Annotated in this window: 34 protein-coding genes; all 34 read right to left on the reverse strand. The window is 49.8% G+C overall.

Annotation, left to right across the window (positions count from 1 at the left end; genetic code table 11):
* Positions 1 to 40: 40 nt before the first annotated feature.
* Entirely contained in the window at positions 41 to 247 is a 207-nt protein-coding gene (locus D4100_RS25025; RefSeq protein ID WP_065506707.1) for an alternative ribosome-rescue factor A, read from the reverse strand.
* Positions 248 to 330: 83 nt separating this feature from the next.
* Positions 331 to 762, reverse strand: a complete 432-nt coding sequence (gene zntR, locus D4100_RS25030; RefSeq protein ID WP_065506708.1) for a Zn(2+)-responsive transcriptional regulator — start codon at positions 760 to 762, stop codon at positions 331 to 333.
* A gap of 4 nt (positions 763 to 766) precedes the next feature.
* A complete protein-coding gene (locus D4100_RS25035; protein WP_119805453.1) occupies positions 767 to 1,135 on the reverse strand; it encodes a DnaJ family domain-containing protein in 369 nt (122 codons plus the stop codon).
* Between the two features lie 147 nt (positions 1,136 to 1,282).
* Entirely contained in the window at positions 1,283 to 1,672 is a 390-nt protein-coding gene (rplQ, locus tag D4100_RS25040; protein ID WP_004929726.1) for a 50S ribosomal protein L17, read from the reverse strand.
* Between the two features lie 40 nt (positions 1,673 to 1,712).
* Complete coding sequence (locus D4100_RS25045) at positions 1,713 to 2,702, reverse strand: DNA-directed RNA polymerase subunit alpha (protein WP_002919219.1); 990 nt, start codon at positions 2,700 to 2,702, stop codon at positions 1,713 to 1,715.
* 25 nt (positions 2,703 to 2,727) lie between these two features.
* Positions 2,728 to 3,348, reverse strand: coding sequence for a 30S ribosomal protein S4 (gene rpsD / locus D4100_RS25050; RefSeq protein WP_004951125.1), 621 nt, complete (start codon positions 3,346 to 3,348; stop codon positions 2,728 to 2,730).
* A 30-nt stretch (positions 3,349 to 3,378) separates the two neighbouring features.
* A complete protein-coding gene (gene rpsK, locus D4100_RS25055; RefSeq protein WP_004951128.1) occupies positions 3,379 to 3,768 on the reverse strand; it encodes a 30S ribosomal protein S11 in 390 nt (129 codons plus the stop codon).
* Between the two features lie 16 nt (positions 3,769 to 3,784).
* Positions 3,785 to 4,141 (reverse strand): 30S ribosomal protein S13, encoded by a 357-nt coding sequence (gene rpsM / locus D4100_RS25060; protein ID WP_004951130.1) that lies wholly within the window; start codon positions 4,139 to 4,141, stop codon positions 3,785 to 3,787.
* Between the two features lie 146 nt (positions 4,142 to 4,287).
* Entirely contained in the window at positions 4,288 to 4,404 is a 117-nt protein-coding gene (gene rpmJ / locus D4100_RS25065) for a 50S ribosomal protein L36 (protein ID WP_002227352.1), read from the reverse strand.
* A gap of 33 nt (positions 4,405 to 4,437) precedes the next feature.
* On the reverse strand, positions 4,438 to 5,769 hold the full coding sequence (secY, locus tag D4100_RS25070; RefSeq protein WP_004929740.1) for a preprotein translocase subunit SecY: 1,332 nt from the start codon (positions 5,767 to 5,769) through the stop codon (positions 4,438 to 4,440).
* Between the two features lie 7 nt (positions 5,770 to 5,776).
* Positions 5,777 to 6,211 carry a 50S ribosomal protein L15 gene (rplO, locus tag D4100_RS25075; protein ID WP_004951135.1) on the reverse strand — a complete coding sequence of 145 codons (435 nt, stop codon included), beginning with the start codon at positions 6,209 to 6,211 and terminating at the stop codon, positions 5,777 to 5,779.
* Between the two features lie 3 nt (positions 6,212 to 6,214).
* On the reverse strand, positions 6,215 to 6,394 hold the full coding sequence (gene rpmD / locus D4100_RS25080; RefSeq protein ID WP_004956161.1) for a 50S ribosomal protein L30: 180 nt from the start codon (positions 6,392 to 6,394) through the stop codon (positions 6,215 to 6,217).
* Between the two features lie 6 nt (positions 6,395 to 6,400).
* Positions 6,401 to 6,901 (reverse strand): 30S ribosomal protein S5, encoded by a 501-nt coding sequence (rpsE, locus tag D4100_RS25085; RefSeq protein ID WP_004956164.1) that lies wholly within the window; start codon positions 6,899 to 6,901, stop codon positions 6,401 to 6,403.
* Between the two features lie 14 nt (positions 6,902 to 6,915).
* On the reverse strand, positions 6,916 to 7,269 hold the full coding sequence (gene rplR, locus D4100_RS25090) for a 50S ribosomal protein L18 (RefSeq protein WP_020837234.1): 354 nt from the start codon (positions 7,267 to 7,269) through the stop codon (positions 6,916 to 6,918).
* A gap of 9 nt (positions 7,270 to 7,278) precedes the next feature.
* Positions 7,279 to 7,812: a 50S ribosomal protein L6 gene (gene rplF, locus D4100_RS25095; RefSeq protein ID WP_065506710.1), complete on the reverse strand. Its 534-nt coding sequence runs from the start codon at positions 7,810 to 7,812 to the stop codon at positions 7,279 to 7,281.
* Positions 7,813 to 7,826: 14 nt separating this feature from the next.
* Entirely contained in the window at positions 7,827 to 8,219 is a 393-nt protein-coding gene (gene rpsH, locus D4100_RS25100; RefSeq protein ID WP_065506711.1) for a 30S ribosomal protein S8, read from the reverse strand.
* 30 nt (positions 8,220 to 8,249) lie between these two features.
* The gene (gene rpsN, locus D4100_RS25105) at positions 8,250 to 8,555 is read right to left on the reverse strand and encodes a 30S ribosomal protein S14 (RefSeq protein WP_037425862.1); all 306 of its coding nucleotides are present in this window, start codon (positions 8,553 to 8,555) and stop codon (positions 8,250 to 8,252) included.
* A 13-nt stretch (positions 8,556 to 8,568) separates the two neighbouring features.
* Positions 8,569 to 9,108 (reverse strand): 50S ribosomal protein L5, encoded by a 540-nt coding sequence (gene rplE / locus D4100_RS25110; protein ID WP_004951155.1) that lies wholly within the window; start codon positions 9,106 to 9,108, stop codon positions 8,569 to 8,571.
* Between the two features lie 14 nt (positions 9,109 to 9,122).
* The gene (gene rplX / locus D4100_RS25115) at positions 9,123 to 9,437 is read right to left on the reverse strand and encodes a 50S ribosomal protein L24 (protein ID WP_020837239.1); all 315 of its coding nucleotides are present in this window, start codon (positions 9,435 to 9,437) and stop codon (positions 9,123 to 9,125) included.
* A gap of 10 nt (positions 9,438 to 9,447) precedes the next feature.
* The gene (gene rplN / locus D4100_RS25120; protein WP_020837240.1) at positions 9,448 to 9,819 is read right to left on the reverse strand and encodes a 50S ribosomal protein L14; all 372 of its coding nucleotides are present in this window, start codon (positions 9,817 to 9,819) and stop codon (positions 9,448 to 9,450) included.
* A gap of 166 nt (positions 9,820 to 9,985) precedes the next feature.
* Positions 9,986 to 10,240 (reverse strand): 30S ribosomal protein S17, encoded by a 255-nt coding sequence (rpsQ, locus tag D4100_RS25125; protein ID WP_012147219.1) that lies wholly within the window; start codon positions 10,238 to 10,240, stop codon positions 9,986 to 9,988.
* Complete coding sequence (rpmC, locus tag D4100_RS25130) at positions 10,241 to 10,432, reverse strand: 50S ribosomal protein L29 (RefSeq protein WP_004951169.1); 192 nt, start codon at positions 10,430 to 10,432, stop codon at positions 10,241 to 10,243.
* Positions 10,432 to 10,842 (reverse strand): 50S ribosomal protein L16, encoded by a 411-nt coding sequence (rplP, locus tag D4100_RS25135; RefSeq protein ID WP_004951171.1) that lies wholly within the window; start codon positions 10,840 to 10,842, stop codon positions 10,432 to 10,434. Before rplP ends, rpmC begins: the two co-directional genes overlap by 1 nt.
* A gap of 12 nt (positions 10,843 to 10,854) precedes the next feature.
* Positions 10,855 to 11,553: a 30S ribosomal protein S3 gene (gene rpsC, locus D4100_RS25140; protein WP_004951172.1), complete on the reverse strand. Its 699-nt coding sequence runs from the start codon at positions 11,551 to 11,553 to the stop codon at positions 10,855 to 10,857.
* Between the two features lie 17 nt (positions 11,554 to 11,570).
* Positions 11,571 to 11,903 (reverse strand): 50S ribosomal protein L22, encoded by a 333-nt coding sequence (gene rplV, locus D4100_RS25145; protein ID WP_044554947.1) that lies wholly within the window; start codon positions 11,901 to 11,903, stop codon positions 11,571 to 11,573.
* A 14-nt stretch (positions 11,904 to 11,917) separates the two neighbouring features.
* The gene (gene rpsS / locus D4100_RS25150) at positions 11,918 to 12,196 is read right to left on the reverse strand and encodes a 30S ribosomal protein S19 (protein ID WP_004929772.1); all 279 of its coding nucleotides are present in this window, start codon (positions 12,194 to 12,196) and stop codon (positions 11,918 to 11,920) included.
* A 14-nt stretch (positions 12,197 to 12,210) separates the two neighbouring features.
* Positions 12,211 to 13,035, reverse strand: coding sequence for a 50S ribosomal protein L2 (gene rplB, locus D4100_RS25155; protein WP_024912205.1), 825 nt, complete (start codon positions 13,033 to 13,035; stop codon positions 12,211 to 12,213).
* 18 nt (positions 13,036 to 13,053) lie between these two features.
* Positions 13,054 to 13,356 carry a 50S ribosomal protein L23 gene (gene rplW, locus D4100_RS25160; RefSeq protein ID WP_004951179.1) on the reverse strand — a complete coding sequence of 101 codons (303 nt, stop codon included), beginning with the start codon at positions 13,354 to 13,356 and terminating at the stop codon, positions 13,054 to 13,056.
* The gene (gene rplD / locus D4100_RS25165; protein ID WP_004929779.1) at positions 13,353 to 13,958 is read right to left on the reverse strand and encodes a 50S ribosomal protein L4; all 606 of its coding nucleotides are present in this window, start codon (positions 13,956 to 13,958) and stop codon (positions 13,353 to 13,355) included. The genes rplW and rplD overlap by 4 nt, the downstream gene beginning before the upstream one ends.
* A 10-nt stretch (positions 13,959 to 13,968) precedes the next feature.
* A complete protein-coding gene (rplC, locus tag D4100_RS25170) occupies positions 13,969 to 14,598 on the reverse strand; it encodes a 50S ribosomal protein L3 (RefSeq protein ID WP_004951181.1) in 630 nt (209 codons plus the stop codon).
* 32 nt (positions 14,599 to 14,630) lie between these two features.
* On the reverse strand, positions 14,631 to 14,942 hold the full coding sequence (gene rpsJ, locus D4100_RS25175; protein ID WP_001181005.1) for a 30S ribosomal protein S10: 312 nt from the start codon (positions 14,940 to 14,942) through the stop codon (positions 14,631 to 14,633).
* Between the two features lie 381 nt (positions 14,943 to 15,323).
* On the reverse strand, positions 15,324 to 15,803 hold the full coding sequence (bfr, locus tag D4100_RS25180) for a bacterioferritin (protein WP_004951186.1): 480 nt from the start codon (positions 15,801 to 15,803) through the stop codon (positions 15,324 to 15,326).
* Positions 15,804 to 15,877: 74 nt separating this feature from the next.
* A complete protein-coding gene (bfd, locus tag D4100_RS25185) occupies positions 15,878 to 16,072 on the reverse strand; it encodes a bacterioferritin-associated ferredoxin (protein WP_071919937.1) in 195 nt (64 codons plus the stop codon).
* A gap of 132 nt (positions 16,073 to 16,204) precedes the next feature.
* Positions 16,205 to 16,327: EF-Tu C-terminal domain-related protein (locus D4100_RS25190; protein WP_079452499.1), on the reverse strand; the 123-nt coding region annotated here is incomplete at its 5' end.

Consider the following 16,327-nt stretch of genomic DNA (forward strand, 5'->3'; position numbering starts at 1 on the left):
TAATAAAAAGCCATCGTATTCAGATGGCTTTTTTAATGTCTTAAAACCAGAAGGCCAGTGGTAAATTATCGTTAGATAACTTGCCACTGGCCTCCCAGTTACCGCCTTTTGCGTGTTTGTCTTTACGTCGATAACTGCCCTTCCCTTTACTATTTTTCTCTATCCGCTGGCGAAATAACGGATCATGAAGCAGTGCTTCAATCGCGTTGTCCTGTATCTGGCCTTTAGTATGACGGTATTTAGTCACGGTAATGCTCCTGTTGAACTTGGGTTATAAAACGAGCCGATAATACTGCCGGGCGTATAAAAATTAAAGACCTGCGGGTCCTTTTACGTGCCTTTTTTTGCCTTTTCGTCACTGGCCCCCTGTTCCAGCGCTTCCAAAATAGAACAATAGTTGCTGGTATGCGCGGTACCACAGCAGGCATCGCTCAACCGCTTTAACGATTCGCGCATCCGCATCAACTCGGTCAACTTATTCTCTACCTCACCAAGCCGCGCATCAACGATCGATTTAGATTCCTGGCAGGTATGATGCTCAGGATCAACTCGGATCGATAGCAGTTCGGCAATAGTTTCCAAAGTAAAACCAAGTTGCTTGGCATAGCGGATAAAACGCAGGCGCTGCAAGTCTTGATCGCTGTATAACCGATAACCGCCCTCGGTACGAACGTTATGGTCCATCATTCCCTGCTTTTCGTAATAGCGAACGGTATCCGGCGTTACGTCAGCAAGCTTTGCCAGTTGGCCAATCTTAAACATCACTCTACTCCAGTGTGAATTTCTCGTTCAATGTCCGCTGATATTCACCGTGTAAAAAATCAGTGCTCATTCCTGCCTGCCGTAAGCGATATTCCAGCAAAGCCATGCGTTTGCTGAGGCTGGTATAGTCTGGATGCTCGCTGTTAATCTCCTGCAATAAGCGGGCTACACTTAACGCCTCTTTACGGTCTTCAAGTTCCGCAGGCAAATAGCCGGCGTTTTTAAGTAAGCGGAACCCTGAACGCAGTTCAGCAGGCACAGCGCTATCATCATCCAACTTAAGCGGCTGTCCTCGCCCCGGCAAATTGTCCAGTTCACCTTTAGCTTGTGCATCACGAATATGGCGCTCCGCCCATTCATCAAGTAACCACATAACAGTATCCTTCAGTTGACCTGATTAATAGCGTTAGCATAGCGGATAGAGGAGGGGATCTTAAGTCTTACGGGGGAAGAGAGTACATTCGTCTAGCTCTGGACGTAAAAAAACCGGGCAAGCCCGGTTTTTTTACGCGTCTACAGATTACTCTGCAGTTGCCACTTCTGCTTGAGACTCAGCACGATCAACCAGCTCGATGTATGCCATCGGCGCGTTGTCGCCTGCGCGGAAGCCACACTTCAGAATGCGAGTGTAACCACCGGCACGGCTCGCAAAACGCGGGCCCAGCTCGTTAAACAGTTTTGCCACGATCTCGTTATCACGAGTACGGGCGAATGCCAGACGACGATTAGCTACGCTGTCGGTCTTGGCAAGAGTAATCAGCGGCTCAACAACGCGACGCAGCTCTTTCGCTTTTGGCAGGGTCGTCTTGATGATCTCATGACGAACCAAAGAGCCGGCCATGTTACGGAACATAGCCTGGCGGTGGCTGCTGTTACGGTTCAGTTGACGACCACTCTTACGATGGCGCATGACCTTATCCTTCTCAGTAAAACCTTAACCTGTGATCCGGTTACTCGTCAGCAATGCTTGCCGGTGGCCAGTTTTCTAGGCGCATGCCCAGTGACAGACCACGTGAAGCCAGCACGTCTTTAATCTCAGTAAGAGATTTTTTACCCAGGTTCGGCGTTTTCAGCAACTCAACCTCGGTACGCTGTACCAGATCACCGATGTAGTGGATAGCTTCTGCCTTAAGGCAGTTAGCAGAGCGGACAGTCAATTCCAGATCGTCAACAGGGCGCAGCAGGATCGGATCGAATTCTGGTTTCTCTTCTTTAACTTCTGGTTGACGAACATCACGTAAGTCAACGAAAGCTTCAAGTTGTTCAGCCAGGATGGTTGCCGCACGGCGGATCGCCTCTTCAGGATCGATCGTGCCATTGGTTTCCATTTCGATAACCAGCTTGTCCAGGTCAGTACGCTGTTCTACACGCGCTGCTTCAACATTGTAGGCAATACGCTCTACAGGGCTATAGCAGGCGTCAACCAACAGACGACCGATCGGGCGCTCATCTTCTTCCGAATGAATTCGGGCAGAAGCCGGCACGTAACCACGACCGCGCTGAACTTTGATACGCATGCTGATAGCAGCGTTCTCATCGGTCAGGTGGCAGATCACATGCTGAGGCTTGACGATTTCGACATCACCATCATGGGTAATGTCGGCAGCGGTCACAGGGCCAATGCCAGATTTATTCAGGGTAAGAATAACTTCGTCTTTGCCTTGAACTCTCACCGCCAGCCCTTTCAGGTTGAGCAGGATCTCCAGGATATCTTCCTGTACGCCTTCTTTGGTGCTGTACTCATGCAGTACACCATCAATCTCAACCTCGGTCACCGCGCAACCCGGCATAGATGAAAGCAGAATACGGCGCAGTGCGTTGCCAAGAGTATGGCCAAAGCCACGCTCTAAAGGCTCAAGGGTCACCTTGGCGTGCGTCGAACTGACTTGCTCGATATCTACCAGGCGCGGTTTTAGAAACTCTGTCACAGAACCCTGCATTGTGTCCTCTCTTTGGTACTAAGCTTTACTTGGAGTAAAGCTCGACGATCAGGTGTTCGTTAATGTCCGCAGACAGATCGGTACGTTCAGGCATACGCTTGAACACGCCTTCCATCTTAGCAGCATCAACTTCCAGCCAAGTCGGCTTTTCACGCTGCTCAGCCAGCTCCAGAGAAGCTTTAACACGAGATTGCTTTTTAGCCTTCTCGCGGATGCTGACTACGTCATTCGGAGATACCTGATAAGAAGCGATGTTAACAACGCGACCATTTACCATAATTGCTTTGTGGCTAACCAACTGACGTGACTCTGCACGAGTAGCGCCGAAGCCCATACGGTAAACAACGTTGTCCAAACGACCTTCCAGCAGTTGCAACAGGTTTGCACCGGTGTTGCCTTTCAGGCGTGCTGCTTCTTTATAATAGTTACGGAATTGACGCTCCAGAACACCGTACATACGGCGAACTTTTTGCTTTTCACGTAACTGTACACCGTAGTCAGACAGACGCGGTTTACGCGCACCGTGTTGACCAGGCGGTTGCTCAATTTTACACTTGGTATCGATCGCGCGAACGCCAGACTTCAGGAACAGGTCTGTGCCCTCACGGCGGCTAAGCTTGAGCTTAGGACCCAAATATCTTGCCATTTTCTTTCTCCAACTAACCTAAAAGCAGCGTTATACGCGGCGCTTTTTCGGCGGACGACAACCGTTGTGAGGGATAGGAGTCACATCAGTAATATTAGTGATGCGGAAACCAGCGGCGTTCAGAGCACGAATAGTTGATTCGCGACCCGGACCCGGTCCCTTAACCATAACTTCCAGGTTCTTGATACCGTATTCTTTTACTGCGTCAGCACAACGTTCTGCTGCAACCTGAGCTGCAAACGGAGTTGACTTACGAGAACCACGGAAACCAGAACCACCGGCAGTTGCCCAACCCAATGCATTACCCTGACGATCGGTAATAGTTACAATGGTGTTGTTGAAAGAAGCATGGACATGAGCCACGCCGTCAGAGACTTGTTTTCTTACACGCTTACGTGTACGAACAGGTGCCTTTGCCATTATTCAATCACCCTGATTATTTCTTGATTGGTTTACGCGGACCCTTACGGGTACGTGCGTTGGTCTTCGTACGCTGACCGCGAACTGGCAGACCACGACGATGACGCAAACCACGGTAAGTACCAAGATCCATCAGACGCTTGATGCTCAGGGTAACTTCACGACGCAAATCACCTTCTACAGTGAATTTGGCGACTGCTTCACGCAGCTGTTCAATTTGCTCTTCAGACAGCTCACTGATCTTAACATTTTCAGCAATACCCGTAGATGCACAGATAGACTGTGAACGGGTCTTACCGATTCCGAAGATCGACGTTAAGGCGATAACGGTATGTTTATGATCAGGAATGTTAATGCCTGCTATACGGGCCACTATGCACTCCTACTATTTTATACGGCAACACCATTCTGAAAAGCCCGTTTTCAGGATACTCAAATAATGTTGCAGCTACATACAAAAGATTGGCTGGCTAATCTAGCCAGCTCAACCCAACTTTGCAAGAAAAATATGCGAGATAATCAGCCTTGACGCTGTTTATGCTTCGGCTCGGCGCTGCAAATCACACGAACGACACCGTTACGCTTAACGATTTTGCAGTTACGACATAATTTCTTGACGGAAGCACGAACTTTCATTTTTACTCTCCGTAACTTCTCAAACGCGCCTGATTAGCGGTTATAGCCTTTCAGGTTTGCTTTCTTCAATGCAGACTCGTACTGACTTGACATCATCAGAGTTTGCACTTGAGCCATAAAGTCCATGATGACGACAACCACGATCAGTAGCGAGGTACCACCAAAGTAGAATGGTACTTTCATTGCATCACGCATGAACTCCGGGATCAGGCAGATGAAAGTAATGTACATCGCGCCCACCAGGGTTAAACGCGTCATTACTTTATCGATGTACTTCGCCGTTTGCTCTCCCGGACGAATTCCTGGTACGAAGGCACCGGACTTCTTCAGGTTATCTGCTGTTTCACGCGGGTTGAAAACCAACGCCGTGTAAAAGAAACAGAAGAAGATGATTGCAGATGCATAGAGTAACACATAAAGCGGTTGCCCTGGCTGCAAATACAGCGAAATCGTTGTCAGCCAGTTCCAACCGGTACCGCCCCCAAACCATGATGCGATCGTGGCAGGGAACAGAATAATGCTGGAAGCGAAGATTGCCGGGATAACCCCTGCCATGTTCACTTTCAACGGTAAGTGTGTGCTCTGTGCTGCATAAACACGACGCCCTTGTTGACGTTTCGCATAGTTAACGACGATACGACGTTGACCACGTTCGATGAAAACAACGAAGAAGGTTACTGCAAACACTAATACTGCAACCAACAGCAACAGGAGGAAGTGCAGGTCGCCTTGCCGAGCTTGCTCAATGGTATGGGCCACTGCCGGCGGAAGTCCCGCTACAATACCTGCAAAGATAATGATCGAGATACCGTTACCGATACCGCGTTCAGTAATCTGCTCACCCAGCCACATAAGGAACATTGTTCCGGTAACCAAGCTCACTACTGCAGTAAAGTAGAATGCAAAGCCTGGATTTAACACCAGACCCTGCATACCAGGCATATTCGGTAAACCGGTAGCAATACCGATTGACTGGAATATAGCCAACACCAGCGTACCGTAACGGGTGTACTGGCTAATCTTGCGACGGCCAGCCTCCCCTTCTTTCTTAATTTCTGCCAACGCTGGATGTACCACCGTCAACAGCTGGATAATGATCGATGCCGAAATATACGGCATGATCCCCAGAGCAAAGATTGAAGCACGGCTGAGGGCACCACCAGAGAACATGTTAAACATTTCAATGATAGTGCCTCTCTGCTGCTCGAGCAATTTGGCAAGCACAGTGGCATCGATACCAGGAATCGGAATAAAAGAGCCGATACGGAAGACAATCAGCGCGCCGATTACAAACAAAAGTCTGCGCTTCAGCTCGCCGAGCCCGCCTTTAGCACTTTGAAAATCTAATCCTGGTTGCTTAGCCATCTGCTACTTATTCCTCAATTTTACCGCCAGCAGCTTCGATAGCAGCACGAGCGCCTTTGGTGACACGCAGACCACGCAGGGTAACCGGACGAGCGACTTCGCCAGAAAGCATAACTTTCACGAACTCGATCTGGATACCAACAACGTTAGCGGCTTTCAGCGCGTTCAGGTCGATTACGTCGCCTTCAACAAGTGCCAGTTCAGACAGACGAACTTCTGCCGTGATCATAGCTTTGCGAGAGGTAAAGCCGAATTTCGGCAAACGACGATATAAAGGCATCTGACCACCTTCAAACCCACGACGTACGCCACCGCCAGAACGAGAGTTCTGACCTTTGTGACCACGACCGGCGGTTTTACCCAGGCCAGAACCAATACCACGACCTACACGCTTCGGCGCATGCTTGGCACCTTCAGCCGGAGACAGAGTATTTAAACGCATCTGTTACTCCTCAACTTTAACCATGTAGGAAACCAGGTTGATCATACCGCGTACAGCAGGAGTATCCTCGCGCTCTACGGTGTGACCAATACGACGCAGACCCAGACCGAGCAGTGTAGCTTTATGCTTCGGCAGACGGCCAATGGAGCTGCGAACTTGTGTTACTTTGATAGTCTTAGCCATGGTCAATTACCCCAGAATGTCTGCAACGGATTTACCACGCTTGGCAGCGACCATTTCAGGGGACTTCATATTTGCCAAAGCATCAATAGTTGCACGAACCACGTTGATCGGGTTGGTGGAACCATAAGCTTTAGCCAATACGTTGTGCACCCCAGCGACTTCCAGGACGGCGCGCATTGCACCACCGGCAATAATACCGGTACCTTCGGAAGCCGGCTGCATGAACACACGGGAACCCGTATGAGCACCTTTAACAGGGTGCTGCAGGGTGCCGCTGTTCAGCGCGACATTCATCATGTTGCGACGGGCTTTTTCCATCGCTTTCTGGATCGCTGCCGGAACTTCGCGTGCTTTGCCGTAGCCAAAACCAACGCGACCGTTACCATCACCAACTACTGTCAGTGCGGTAAAGCTGAAAATACGGCCACCTTTTACGGTTTTAGATACGCGGTTTACCGCGATCAGCTTTTCCTGCAGTTCGCCAGCTTGTTTTTCGATGTGAGCCATCTTAAACCTCTTCCTTAGAACTGAAGGCCAGCTTCACGGGCAGCATCTGCCAGTGCCTGGACTCGACCATGATATTGGAAACCGGAACGGTCAAAGGATACTTTAGAGATCCCTTTTTCCAACGCGCGCTCAGCCAGAGTTTTACCTACGGCAGCTGCTGCGTCTTTGTTACCGGAATACTTCAGTTGCTCAGTGATAGCTTTTTCTAAAGTAGAAGCTGCTACCAGTACTTCAGAACCATTTGGAGCAATTACCTGTGCGTAAATGTGACGCGGGGTACGATGTACCACCAGGCGGGTTGCACCCAGTTCTTTGAGCTTACGGCGTGCGCGGGTCGCACGACGGATACGAGCAGATTTCTTATCCATAGTGTTACCTTACTTCTTCTTAGCCTCTTTGGTACGCACGACTTCGTCGGCGTAACGGACACCCTTGCCTTTGTAAGGCTCAGGACGGCGGTAGGCACGCAGATCTGCAGCAACCTGGCCAATAACTTGTTTATCAGCGCCTTTCAGCACGATTTCAGTTTGGCTAGGGCATTCAGCAGTAATACCTGCTGGCAGCTGGTGATCGACAGGGTGAGAGAAGCCCAGGGCTAAATTCACCACGTTGCCTTTAACAGCAGCACGATAACCAACACCTACCAGTTGAAGCTTTTTGGTGAAGCCGTCGGTAACACCAACTACCATTGCGTTCAGCAGAGCGCGCGTAGTACCCGCTTGGGCCCATGCGTTAGCAAAACCTTCGCGTGGAGCGAAAGTCAGTGCGTTAGCTTCTTGCTTCACTTCAACGGCGTCGTGGACAGTACGAGTCAGCTCGCCGTTCTTACCCTTAATCGAAATAACCTGACCGTTGAGTTTTACCTCTACGCCGGCAGGAATGACGACGGGTGCTTTTGCAACACGAGACATTCTTTCCTCCCGAATTAAGCTACGTAGCAGATAATCTCGCCACCAAGACCAGCTTGGCGAGCTGCACGATCGGTCATAACACCTTTAGAGGTAGAAATAACAGCAATACCCAAACCGGCCATAACTTTAGGCAGCTCATCTTTTTTCTTATAGATGCGCAGACCTGGACGGCTGATTCGCTGAATGCTTTCTACCACTGCCTTTTCCTGGAAGTACTTCAGTACCAGTTCCAGTACAGGCTTGGTGTCGCCTTCGATTTTGAAATCTTCAATAAAACCTTCTTCCTTCAGCACGTTGGCAATTGCCACTTTCAGCTTGGAGGAAGGCATGGTGACCGCAACTTTGTTCGCGGCTTGACCGTTACGGATACGGGTCAGCATATCCGCGATCGGATCTTGCATGCTCATCTGTCTTTACTCCCGTGATTCAATTGGTAATTACCAGCTAGCCTTTTTCAAGCCTGGTACTTCACCGCGCATGGCGGCTTCACGTAGCTTGATACGGCTCAACCCGAATTTGCCCACATAACCATGTGGACGGCCAGTTTGGCGGCAGCGTTTACGCTGACGAGACGGGCTGGAATCACGCGGCAGAGTTTGCAGCTTGAGAACAGCATCCCAACGATCTTCGTCGGATGAGTTCACACCAGAAATGATAGCTTTCAATTCCTCGCGTTTAGCGCGGTACTTGTCAGCCAGTTTCACGCGAACGACTTCGCGTGCTTTCATTGATTGCTTAGCCATCAGTAACCCTGCCTTACTTGCGGAACGGGAAGTTAAAAGCAGCCAACAGTGCACGGCCTTCATCATCAGATTTCGCAGTAGTGGTAATGGTAATATCCAAGCCACGAACACGATCGACTTTGTCATAGTCGATTTCTGGGAAGATGATTTGCTCACGCACACCCATGCTGTAGTTACCACGGCCATCGAATGACTTAGCGGACAAGCCACGGAAGTCACGGATACGTGGAACAGCAATGGAAATCAGACGCTCAAAGAACTCCCACATGCGTTCGCCACGCAGAGTTACTTTACAGCCGATCGGATAGCCCTGGCGGATTTTGAAGCCTGCAACAGATTTGCGTGCTTTGGTGATGAACGGCTTTTGACCGGAGATTGCTGCCAAATCGGCTGCTGCATTATCCAGCAGTTTCTTGTCAGCGATCGCTTCACCAACACCCATATTCAGGGTGATCTTCTCGACCCGAGGGACTTGCATGACAGAGTTGTAATCAAACTGAGACATCAGTTGTTTGACTACCTCGTCTTTGTAGTAATCATGCAGTTTCGCCATCGTATTACTCCAAATTACTTGATAGTTTCGCTGTTAGATTTGAAGAAACGGACTTTTTTGCCGTCTTCGAATCTAAAGCCTACACGGTCAGCCTTACCGGTAGCCGTGTTGAAGAGAGCAATGTTAGAAACCTGAATAGCAGCTTCTTTTTCAACAATGCCACCTGGTTGGTTCAGGGCCGGAACCGGCTTCTGATGTTTCTTAACCAGGTTGATACCTTCAACAATGACCTTGCCAGCAGACAAGACATTTTTTACTTTACCGCGTTTACCTTTGTCTTTCCCGGTAAGCACGATAACTTCGTCATCACGACGGATTTTCGCTGCCATGGTTCGCTCCTTAGAGTACTTCTGGTGCCAGAGAGATAATTTTCATGAACTTCTCATTACGCAGTTCACGAGTTACCGGCCCAAAAATACGCGTACCGATAGGTTGCTCGCTGTTATTGTTTAAAATAACGCATGCATTACCATCGAAGCGAATGACAGAACCGTCCGGGCGACGTACACCCTTCTTGGTGCGCACCACTACCGCCTTCAGCACATCGCCTTTCTTCACCTTACCGCGAGGAATTGCTTCCTTGATGGTAATTTTGATGACGTCGCCGATGCCTGCGTAGCGACGGTGCGAGCCACCTAGAACCTTGATACACATTACGCGACGTGCACCGGAGTTGTCGGCCACGTTCAGCATAGTCTGTTCTTGGATCATGTTAGTGCTCCGCTAATGTCAACTACAACTTTAGGACCTATTACTAGGTCGTTGAAAAGCCCCATAACCGAGGGCGCAGCATTATAACACCGCTTCCAAAGTATGGGTAGAAAAAATAAACGGCTCATTTTCTGAGCCGTTTATTAAGTTAGAGGCCGCTACTCTATTACAGAATCGCTTTCTCTACAACGCGAACCAACGTCCAAGACTTAGTCTTAGACAGTGGACGGCATTCGCGGATTTCTACCACGTCACCGATACCACATTCGTTGTTCTCGTCATGTACGTGCAGCTTGGTCGTACGCTTGATGAATTTCCCGTAGATCGGGTGCTTCACAGTGCGTTCGATAGCAACAACCATGGATTTCTCCATTTTGTCACTAATAACACGACCCTGCAGAGTACGGTTAATATCAGTCATTTACACACCCGCCTTTTCAGTCAGTAAAGTCTTAACGCGTGCGACATTACGACGCACTTGTTTCAACAGGTGAGTTTGTTGCAGCTGGCCACTTGCCGCCTGCATGCGCAAGTTAAATTGCTCACGCAGCAGGTTGAGCAGCTCAGTGTTCAGCTCTTCAACGCTTTTTTCACGCAGCTCTTGTGCTTTCATTACATCACCGTCTTAGTTACAAAGGTGGTTTTGATCGGCAATTTAGCTGCAGCGAGCTTGAATGCCTCACGGGCGACCTCTTCTGGCACACCGTCCATTTCGTACAGGACCTTACCAGGTTGGATCAGGGCAACCCAATACTCTACGTTACCCTTACCTTTACCCATACGCACTTCGAGCGGCTTCTCGGTAATCGGTTTGTCCGGGAATACACGGATCCAGATTTTACCTTGACGCTTAACTGCACGAGTCATTGCACGACGAGCTGCTTCGATTTGACGAGCAGTCAGACGGCCACGGCCAACAGCTTTCAGACCGAAAGTGCCGAAGCTAACATCCGTACCCTGCGCCAGACCACGGTTGCGGCCTTTGTGCATCTTACGGAATTTTGTACGCTTTGGTTGTAACATCAGCGACTCTCCTTACTTGCGGCCTTTACGCTGCTGCTTTTTAGGTTGAGCAGCCGGTTCCGGTTGTTCAACTGCAGCCATACCACCCAGGATCTCACCTTTGAAGATCCATACCTTAACGCCGATTACACCATAAGTGGTGTGCGCTTCAGATGTGTTGTAATCGATATCCGCACGCAGTGTGTGCAACGGAACACGACCTTCACGGTACCATTCGGTACGCGCGATTTCAGCACCGCCAAGACGGCCGCTTACTTCAACTTTGATACCTTTAGCGCCAAGACGCATTGCGTTCTGTACAGCACGCTTCATAGCACGACGGAACATAACGCGACGTTCCAGCTGGGAAGTGATGCTGTCAGCAACCAATTTAGCGTCAAGTTCCGGTTTACGGACTTCGGCGATGTTAATCTGTGCAGGAACGCCAGCGATATCCGCTACGACCTTACGCAGTTTTTCGACATCTTCACCTTTCTTGCCGATAACGATGCCTGGACGAGCAGTGTGAATAGTCACACGGATGCTCTTCGCAGGACGCTCGATAACGATGCGAGAAACGGAAGCTTTCGCCAGTTCCTTAATCAGGAATTGACGAACTTTAAAGTCGCTGTCCAGGTTGTCAGCGAATTCTTTGGTATTCGCATACCAAGTAGAGTTCCAAGGTTTGACAATACCCAGGCGAATACCATTAGGATGTACTTTCTGACCCATTGCTAGTCTCCAGAGTCTCAGCGATCGGACACAACCACAGTAATGTGGCTGGTGCGCTTCAGGATGCGATCTGCACGACCTTTTGCACGCGGCATAATGCGCTTCATGCTTGGGCCTTCGTCTACGAAGATTTTCGTGACTTTCAGATCATCGATGTCAGCGCCATCGTTGTGTTCTGCGTTAGCAATGGCAGACTCCAGCACTTTCTTAACCAGACCAGCAGCTTTCTTGTTGGTGTAGTTCAGAGTTTCCAGAGCTTGCGACACTTTCTTACCGCGGATCAGGTCTGCAACAAGGCGAACCTTCTGAGCAGAAGAACGAGCGTGGCGATGTTTAGCGATAGTTTCCATCTCTTCCTCCTACCTTAGCGCTTTTTAGCTTTTTTATCAGCCGCATGGCCGCGATAAGTACGAGTCGGCGCGAATTCACCCAGTTTGTGACCGACCATTTCATCGGAAACGAACACTGGTACGTGCTGACGACCATTATGGACAGCGATGGTCAAACCGATCATGTTAGGAAAGATCGTTGAACGACGGGACCAAGTGCGCAAAGGCTTCTTGTCACCGCTTTCCACCGCTTTCTCTACCTTCTTCAGCAAGTGCAGGTCAATAAAAGGACCTTTCTTGAGAGAACGTGGCATGGCTTATCCTCTAATTATTTTTTGCTACGGCGACGTACGATGAACTTATCAGTACGCTTGTTGCTACGGGTCTTCTTACCTTTGGTCTGAACGCCCCACGGAGTTACCGGGTGCTTACCAAAGTTACGACCTTCACCACCACCGTGCGGGTGATCTACCGGGTTCATCGCCGTACCGCGAACGGTAGGACGAACACCACGCCAACGTGCAGCACCTGCTTTACCCAGAACGCGAAGCATATGTTCAGCGTTACCGACTTCACCCAGGGTGGCGCGGCAATCAACTGGAACTTTACGCATTTCGCCTGAGCGCAGACGCAGAGTTACGTAGGAACCGTCACGAGCAACGATCTGAACGTAGGCACCAGCAGAACGAGCCAACTGGCCGCCTTTACCTGGTTTCATTTCTACGTTGTGAACCGTTGAACCAACCGGGATGTTGCGCATTGGCAGGGTGTTACCCGCTTTGATTGCAGCATCAACGCCAGATTGAATCTGGTCACCAGCTTTCAGGCCTTTCGGCGCCAGGATGTAACGGCGTTCGCCGTCTTTGTACAGAACCAGCGCGATGTTCGCGGAACGGTTCGGATCGTACTCCAGACGCTCAACCACAGCAGGAATACCATCTTTGTTGCGTTTGAAGTCAACCAGACGATAATGTTGCTTGTGGCCACCACCGATATGACGGGTGGTGATACGGCCATTGTTGTTACGACCACCGCTTTTGCTCAGTTTCTCAAGCAGCGGGGCATAAGGTTTACCCTTGTGCAGCTCAGGGTTAACCACTTTAACAACGTGGCGACGACCCGGAGATGTAGGTTTACATTTAACAATTGCCATTGTTCTTACTCCTCCGACTTACTCTGCGCCGCCGATGAAGTCCAGGTTCTGGCCTTCTTTCAGGGTGACGTAAGCTTTTTTCCAGTCGCTACGACGACCAACACGCTGACCGTGACGTTTCACTTTCCCTTTAACTACCAGGGTGTTCACGTCTTCGACTTCGACTTCAAACAGTTTCTGCACTGCAGCTTTGATTTCTGCTTTGGTCGCGTCTTTGGCAACTTTGAGAACGATGGTGTTGCTTTTCTCCATCGCAGCGGATGCTTTTTCAGATACGTGCGGTGCACGCAGCACTTTCAGCAAACGTTCTTCACGGATCATGCCAGCATCTCCTCAACTTGCTTCACAGCATCAGCAGTCATAACCACTTTGTCGAAGGCGATCAGGCTAACCGGGTCGATGCCAGCTACATCGCGCACGTCAACCTTGTACAGGTTGCGAGCTGCCAGGAACAGATTCTCATCCAGTTCACCGGTCACGATCAGCACATCTTCCAGAGCCATATCTTTCAGTTTCTGTGCCAGCAGCTTAGTTTTAGGCGCTTCTACAGAGAACTTCTCGACAACGATCAGACGATCTTGACGTACCAGTTCGGACAGGATGCTTTTCAGCGCGCCGCGGTACATCTTTTTGTTTACTTTCTGACTGTGGTCCTGCGGTTTAGCAGCAAAGGTCACGCCGCCTGAACGCCAGATCGGGCTCTTTACAGAACCTGAACGCGCACGGCCGGTACCTTTCTGGCGCCACGGTTTTTTACCGGAACCAGTCACTTCAGCACGGGTCTTCTGAGCACGGGTACCTTGACGGGCACCTGCTGCATAAGCAACAACAACCTGGTGTACCAGCGCTTCGTTGAAATCACGACCGAAGGTAGTTTCGGAAACAGTCAGCGCGCTTTGCGCGTCTTTCAATACTAATTCCATTGCTATCCCCTTACGCCTTCACAGCTGGTTTAACGATCAGGTTGCCACCGGTTGCGCCCGGTACAGCACCCTTAACCAGCAGCAGGTTGCGCTCAGCGTCAACACGTACTACGTCCAGGCTTTGAACGGTTACACGCTCGTCACCCAGGTGGCCAGCCATTTTCTTGCCTTTGAACACTTTGCCCGGAGTCTGGTTCTGACCGATAGAACCCGGAACGCGGTGAGACAAGGAGTTACCGTGGGTAGCGTCTTGGGTACGGAAGTTCCAGCGCTTTACAGTGCCGGCAAAACCTTTACCTTTAGAAGTACCGGTAACATCGACTTTTTTAACGTCAGCGAAGATTTCTACGCTGATGTTTTGACCTGCAGTGAACTCTTCACCTTCTGCAAGGCGGAATTCCCACAGACCACGGCCAGCTTCAACGCCAGCTTTAGCGAAATGACCCGCTTCCGGTTTGGTCACGCGGTTAGCTTTTTTGCTACCAGTGGTGACCTGAACGGCACGGTATCCGTCGTTAGCCAGGTCTTTAACCTGAGTCACGCGGTTCGCTTCAATTTCAATCACGGTTACAGGGATAGAAACGCCATCTTCAGTGAAGATACGAGTCATACCCACTTTTTTACCGACTAAACCAATCATTGTTTCAACCTCTCAATCGCTCAATGACCTGATTAACCCAGGCTGATCTGCACGTCTACACCGGCAGCCAGATCCAGACGCATCAGAGCATCAACGGTTTTCTCGGTTGGCTCAACGATGTCAACCAGACGCTTGTGAGTGCGAATCTCGTACTGATCACGCGCGTCTTTGTTAACGTGCGGAGAGATCAGAACGGTAAAGCGCTCTTTGCGAGTTGGCAGCGGGATCGGACCACGGACTTGCGCACCAGTGCGCTTGGCAGTCTCGACGATTTCCGCGGTTGATTGATCGATAAGACGATGATCAAACGCTTTCAGGCGGATACGGATTCTTTGGTTCTGCATGAGACCAGAGCTCCAATTATTTATAAACGTAAATAATTACTCCTCACACCCATTTCGATTGATGGGGGAGTGTAATCGTCAACATATAACCCCCATATCGGGAGTATTGTTCGATGAGCAGAAAGTCCTGCCTATCGACTGATTCGCTAAAATCAGGCTTACCAAGATTAGGTAAGCCCGCGCATTATACGCAAAACAGAACGGGAAGCAAGCCACAGATGGAAATATGCTCAGGATATCGACATTTTTTACCGATTTGCGTATTCGACTACGAAAAGCGATTCACGGGGATGGGATTATGCAGGCAGGTGAGCTCTTGCCGCTACTCCCCTACGGTGTCTACAGAATAGCCGCCGACGGGGAGTGGGAATTATAAGGAAACTAGTCTTTGCGTTCCAGTACCTGGGCTTGCGCGTAATTTTGAATGCCCAGACGCGCAATCAAATCCAGCTCAGTTTCCAGCCAGTCGATATGCCCTTCTTCATCTGCCAGGATCTCTATCATCAAATCACGGCTGACGTAGTCATGGATCGAGTCGGCATAGGCGATGGCCTCGCGCAGATTCTTGGCGCCATCCAACTCCAGGGCCAGGTCTGAACGCAGCATTTCTTCGATATCTTCGCCAATGTTCAGTTTGCCAAGATCTTGTAAATTCGGCAGACCTTCAAGGAATAAAATGCGCTCGATATAGCGATCGGCATGCTTCATTTCGTCGATCGACTCGTGATATTCCTTGTCATTAAGGCGCATTAAGCCCCAGTTTTTGAACATTCGGGCGTGCAGGAAATATTGATTGATGGCAACCAGCTCGTTGCCGAGCAGTTTGTTGAGGTGAGCAATGATCTTTTTATCGCCTTTCATAGGTAACTCCTCCTGGCCAGTTCTGAAAGTGTAGAAGCTGGAGGCCAAGAGTCAAAAAATAACCTTACCTTTAGTTAGGCAACTTCGTGCATAGGGATAATGGTTCCGCGTTCCTCCACCATAATCTGTCTTGCCTGTCGAATGCACTTCCCGCAGTCGGTACCAATCGGCACTAATTCACGCAATTGCTTCATGGTATGAGGGTTGTGCTGACGCACGGCTTTACGGATTGCTTTGTCAGTCACGGCATTACAGAGGCATACATACATAGAGAGACTCACTTCTTAACCAATCCCATAAGTCTAAATAGGAATGCTTTTTATTTCAATTAAGATTTGAGAAAATTGCATAAAAAAAGGGCACCGAAGTGCCCTCTTTTTGTGTCGAAAAATTATTCGCGATTAAGCGATAACTTTAGCAACAACACCAGCGCCAACAGTACGGCCGCCTTCACGGATTGCGAAACGCAGGCCGTCGTCCATCGCGATTGGGTGGATCAGGGTTACAACCATGTTCACGTTGTC

Source organism: Serratia inhibens (assembly GCF_003591175.1).
GTDB classification, from domain to species: Bacteria; Pseudomonadota; Gammaproteobacteria; order Enterobacterales; family Enterobacteriaceae; genus Serratia; species Serratia inhibens.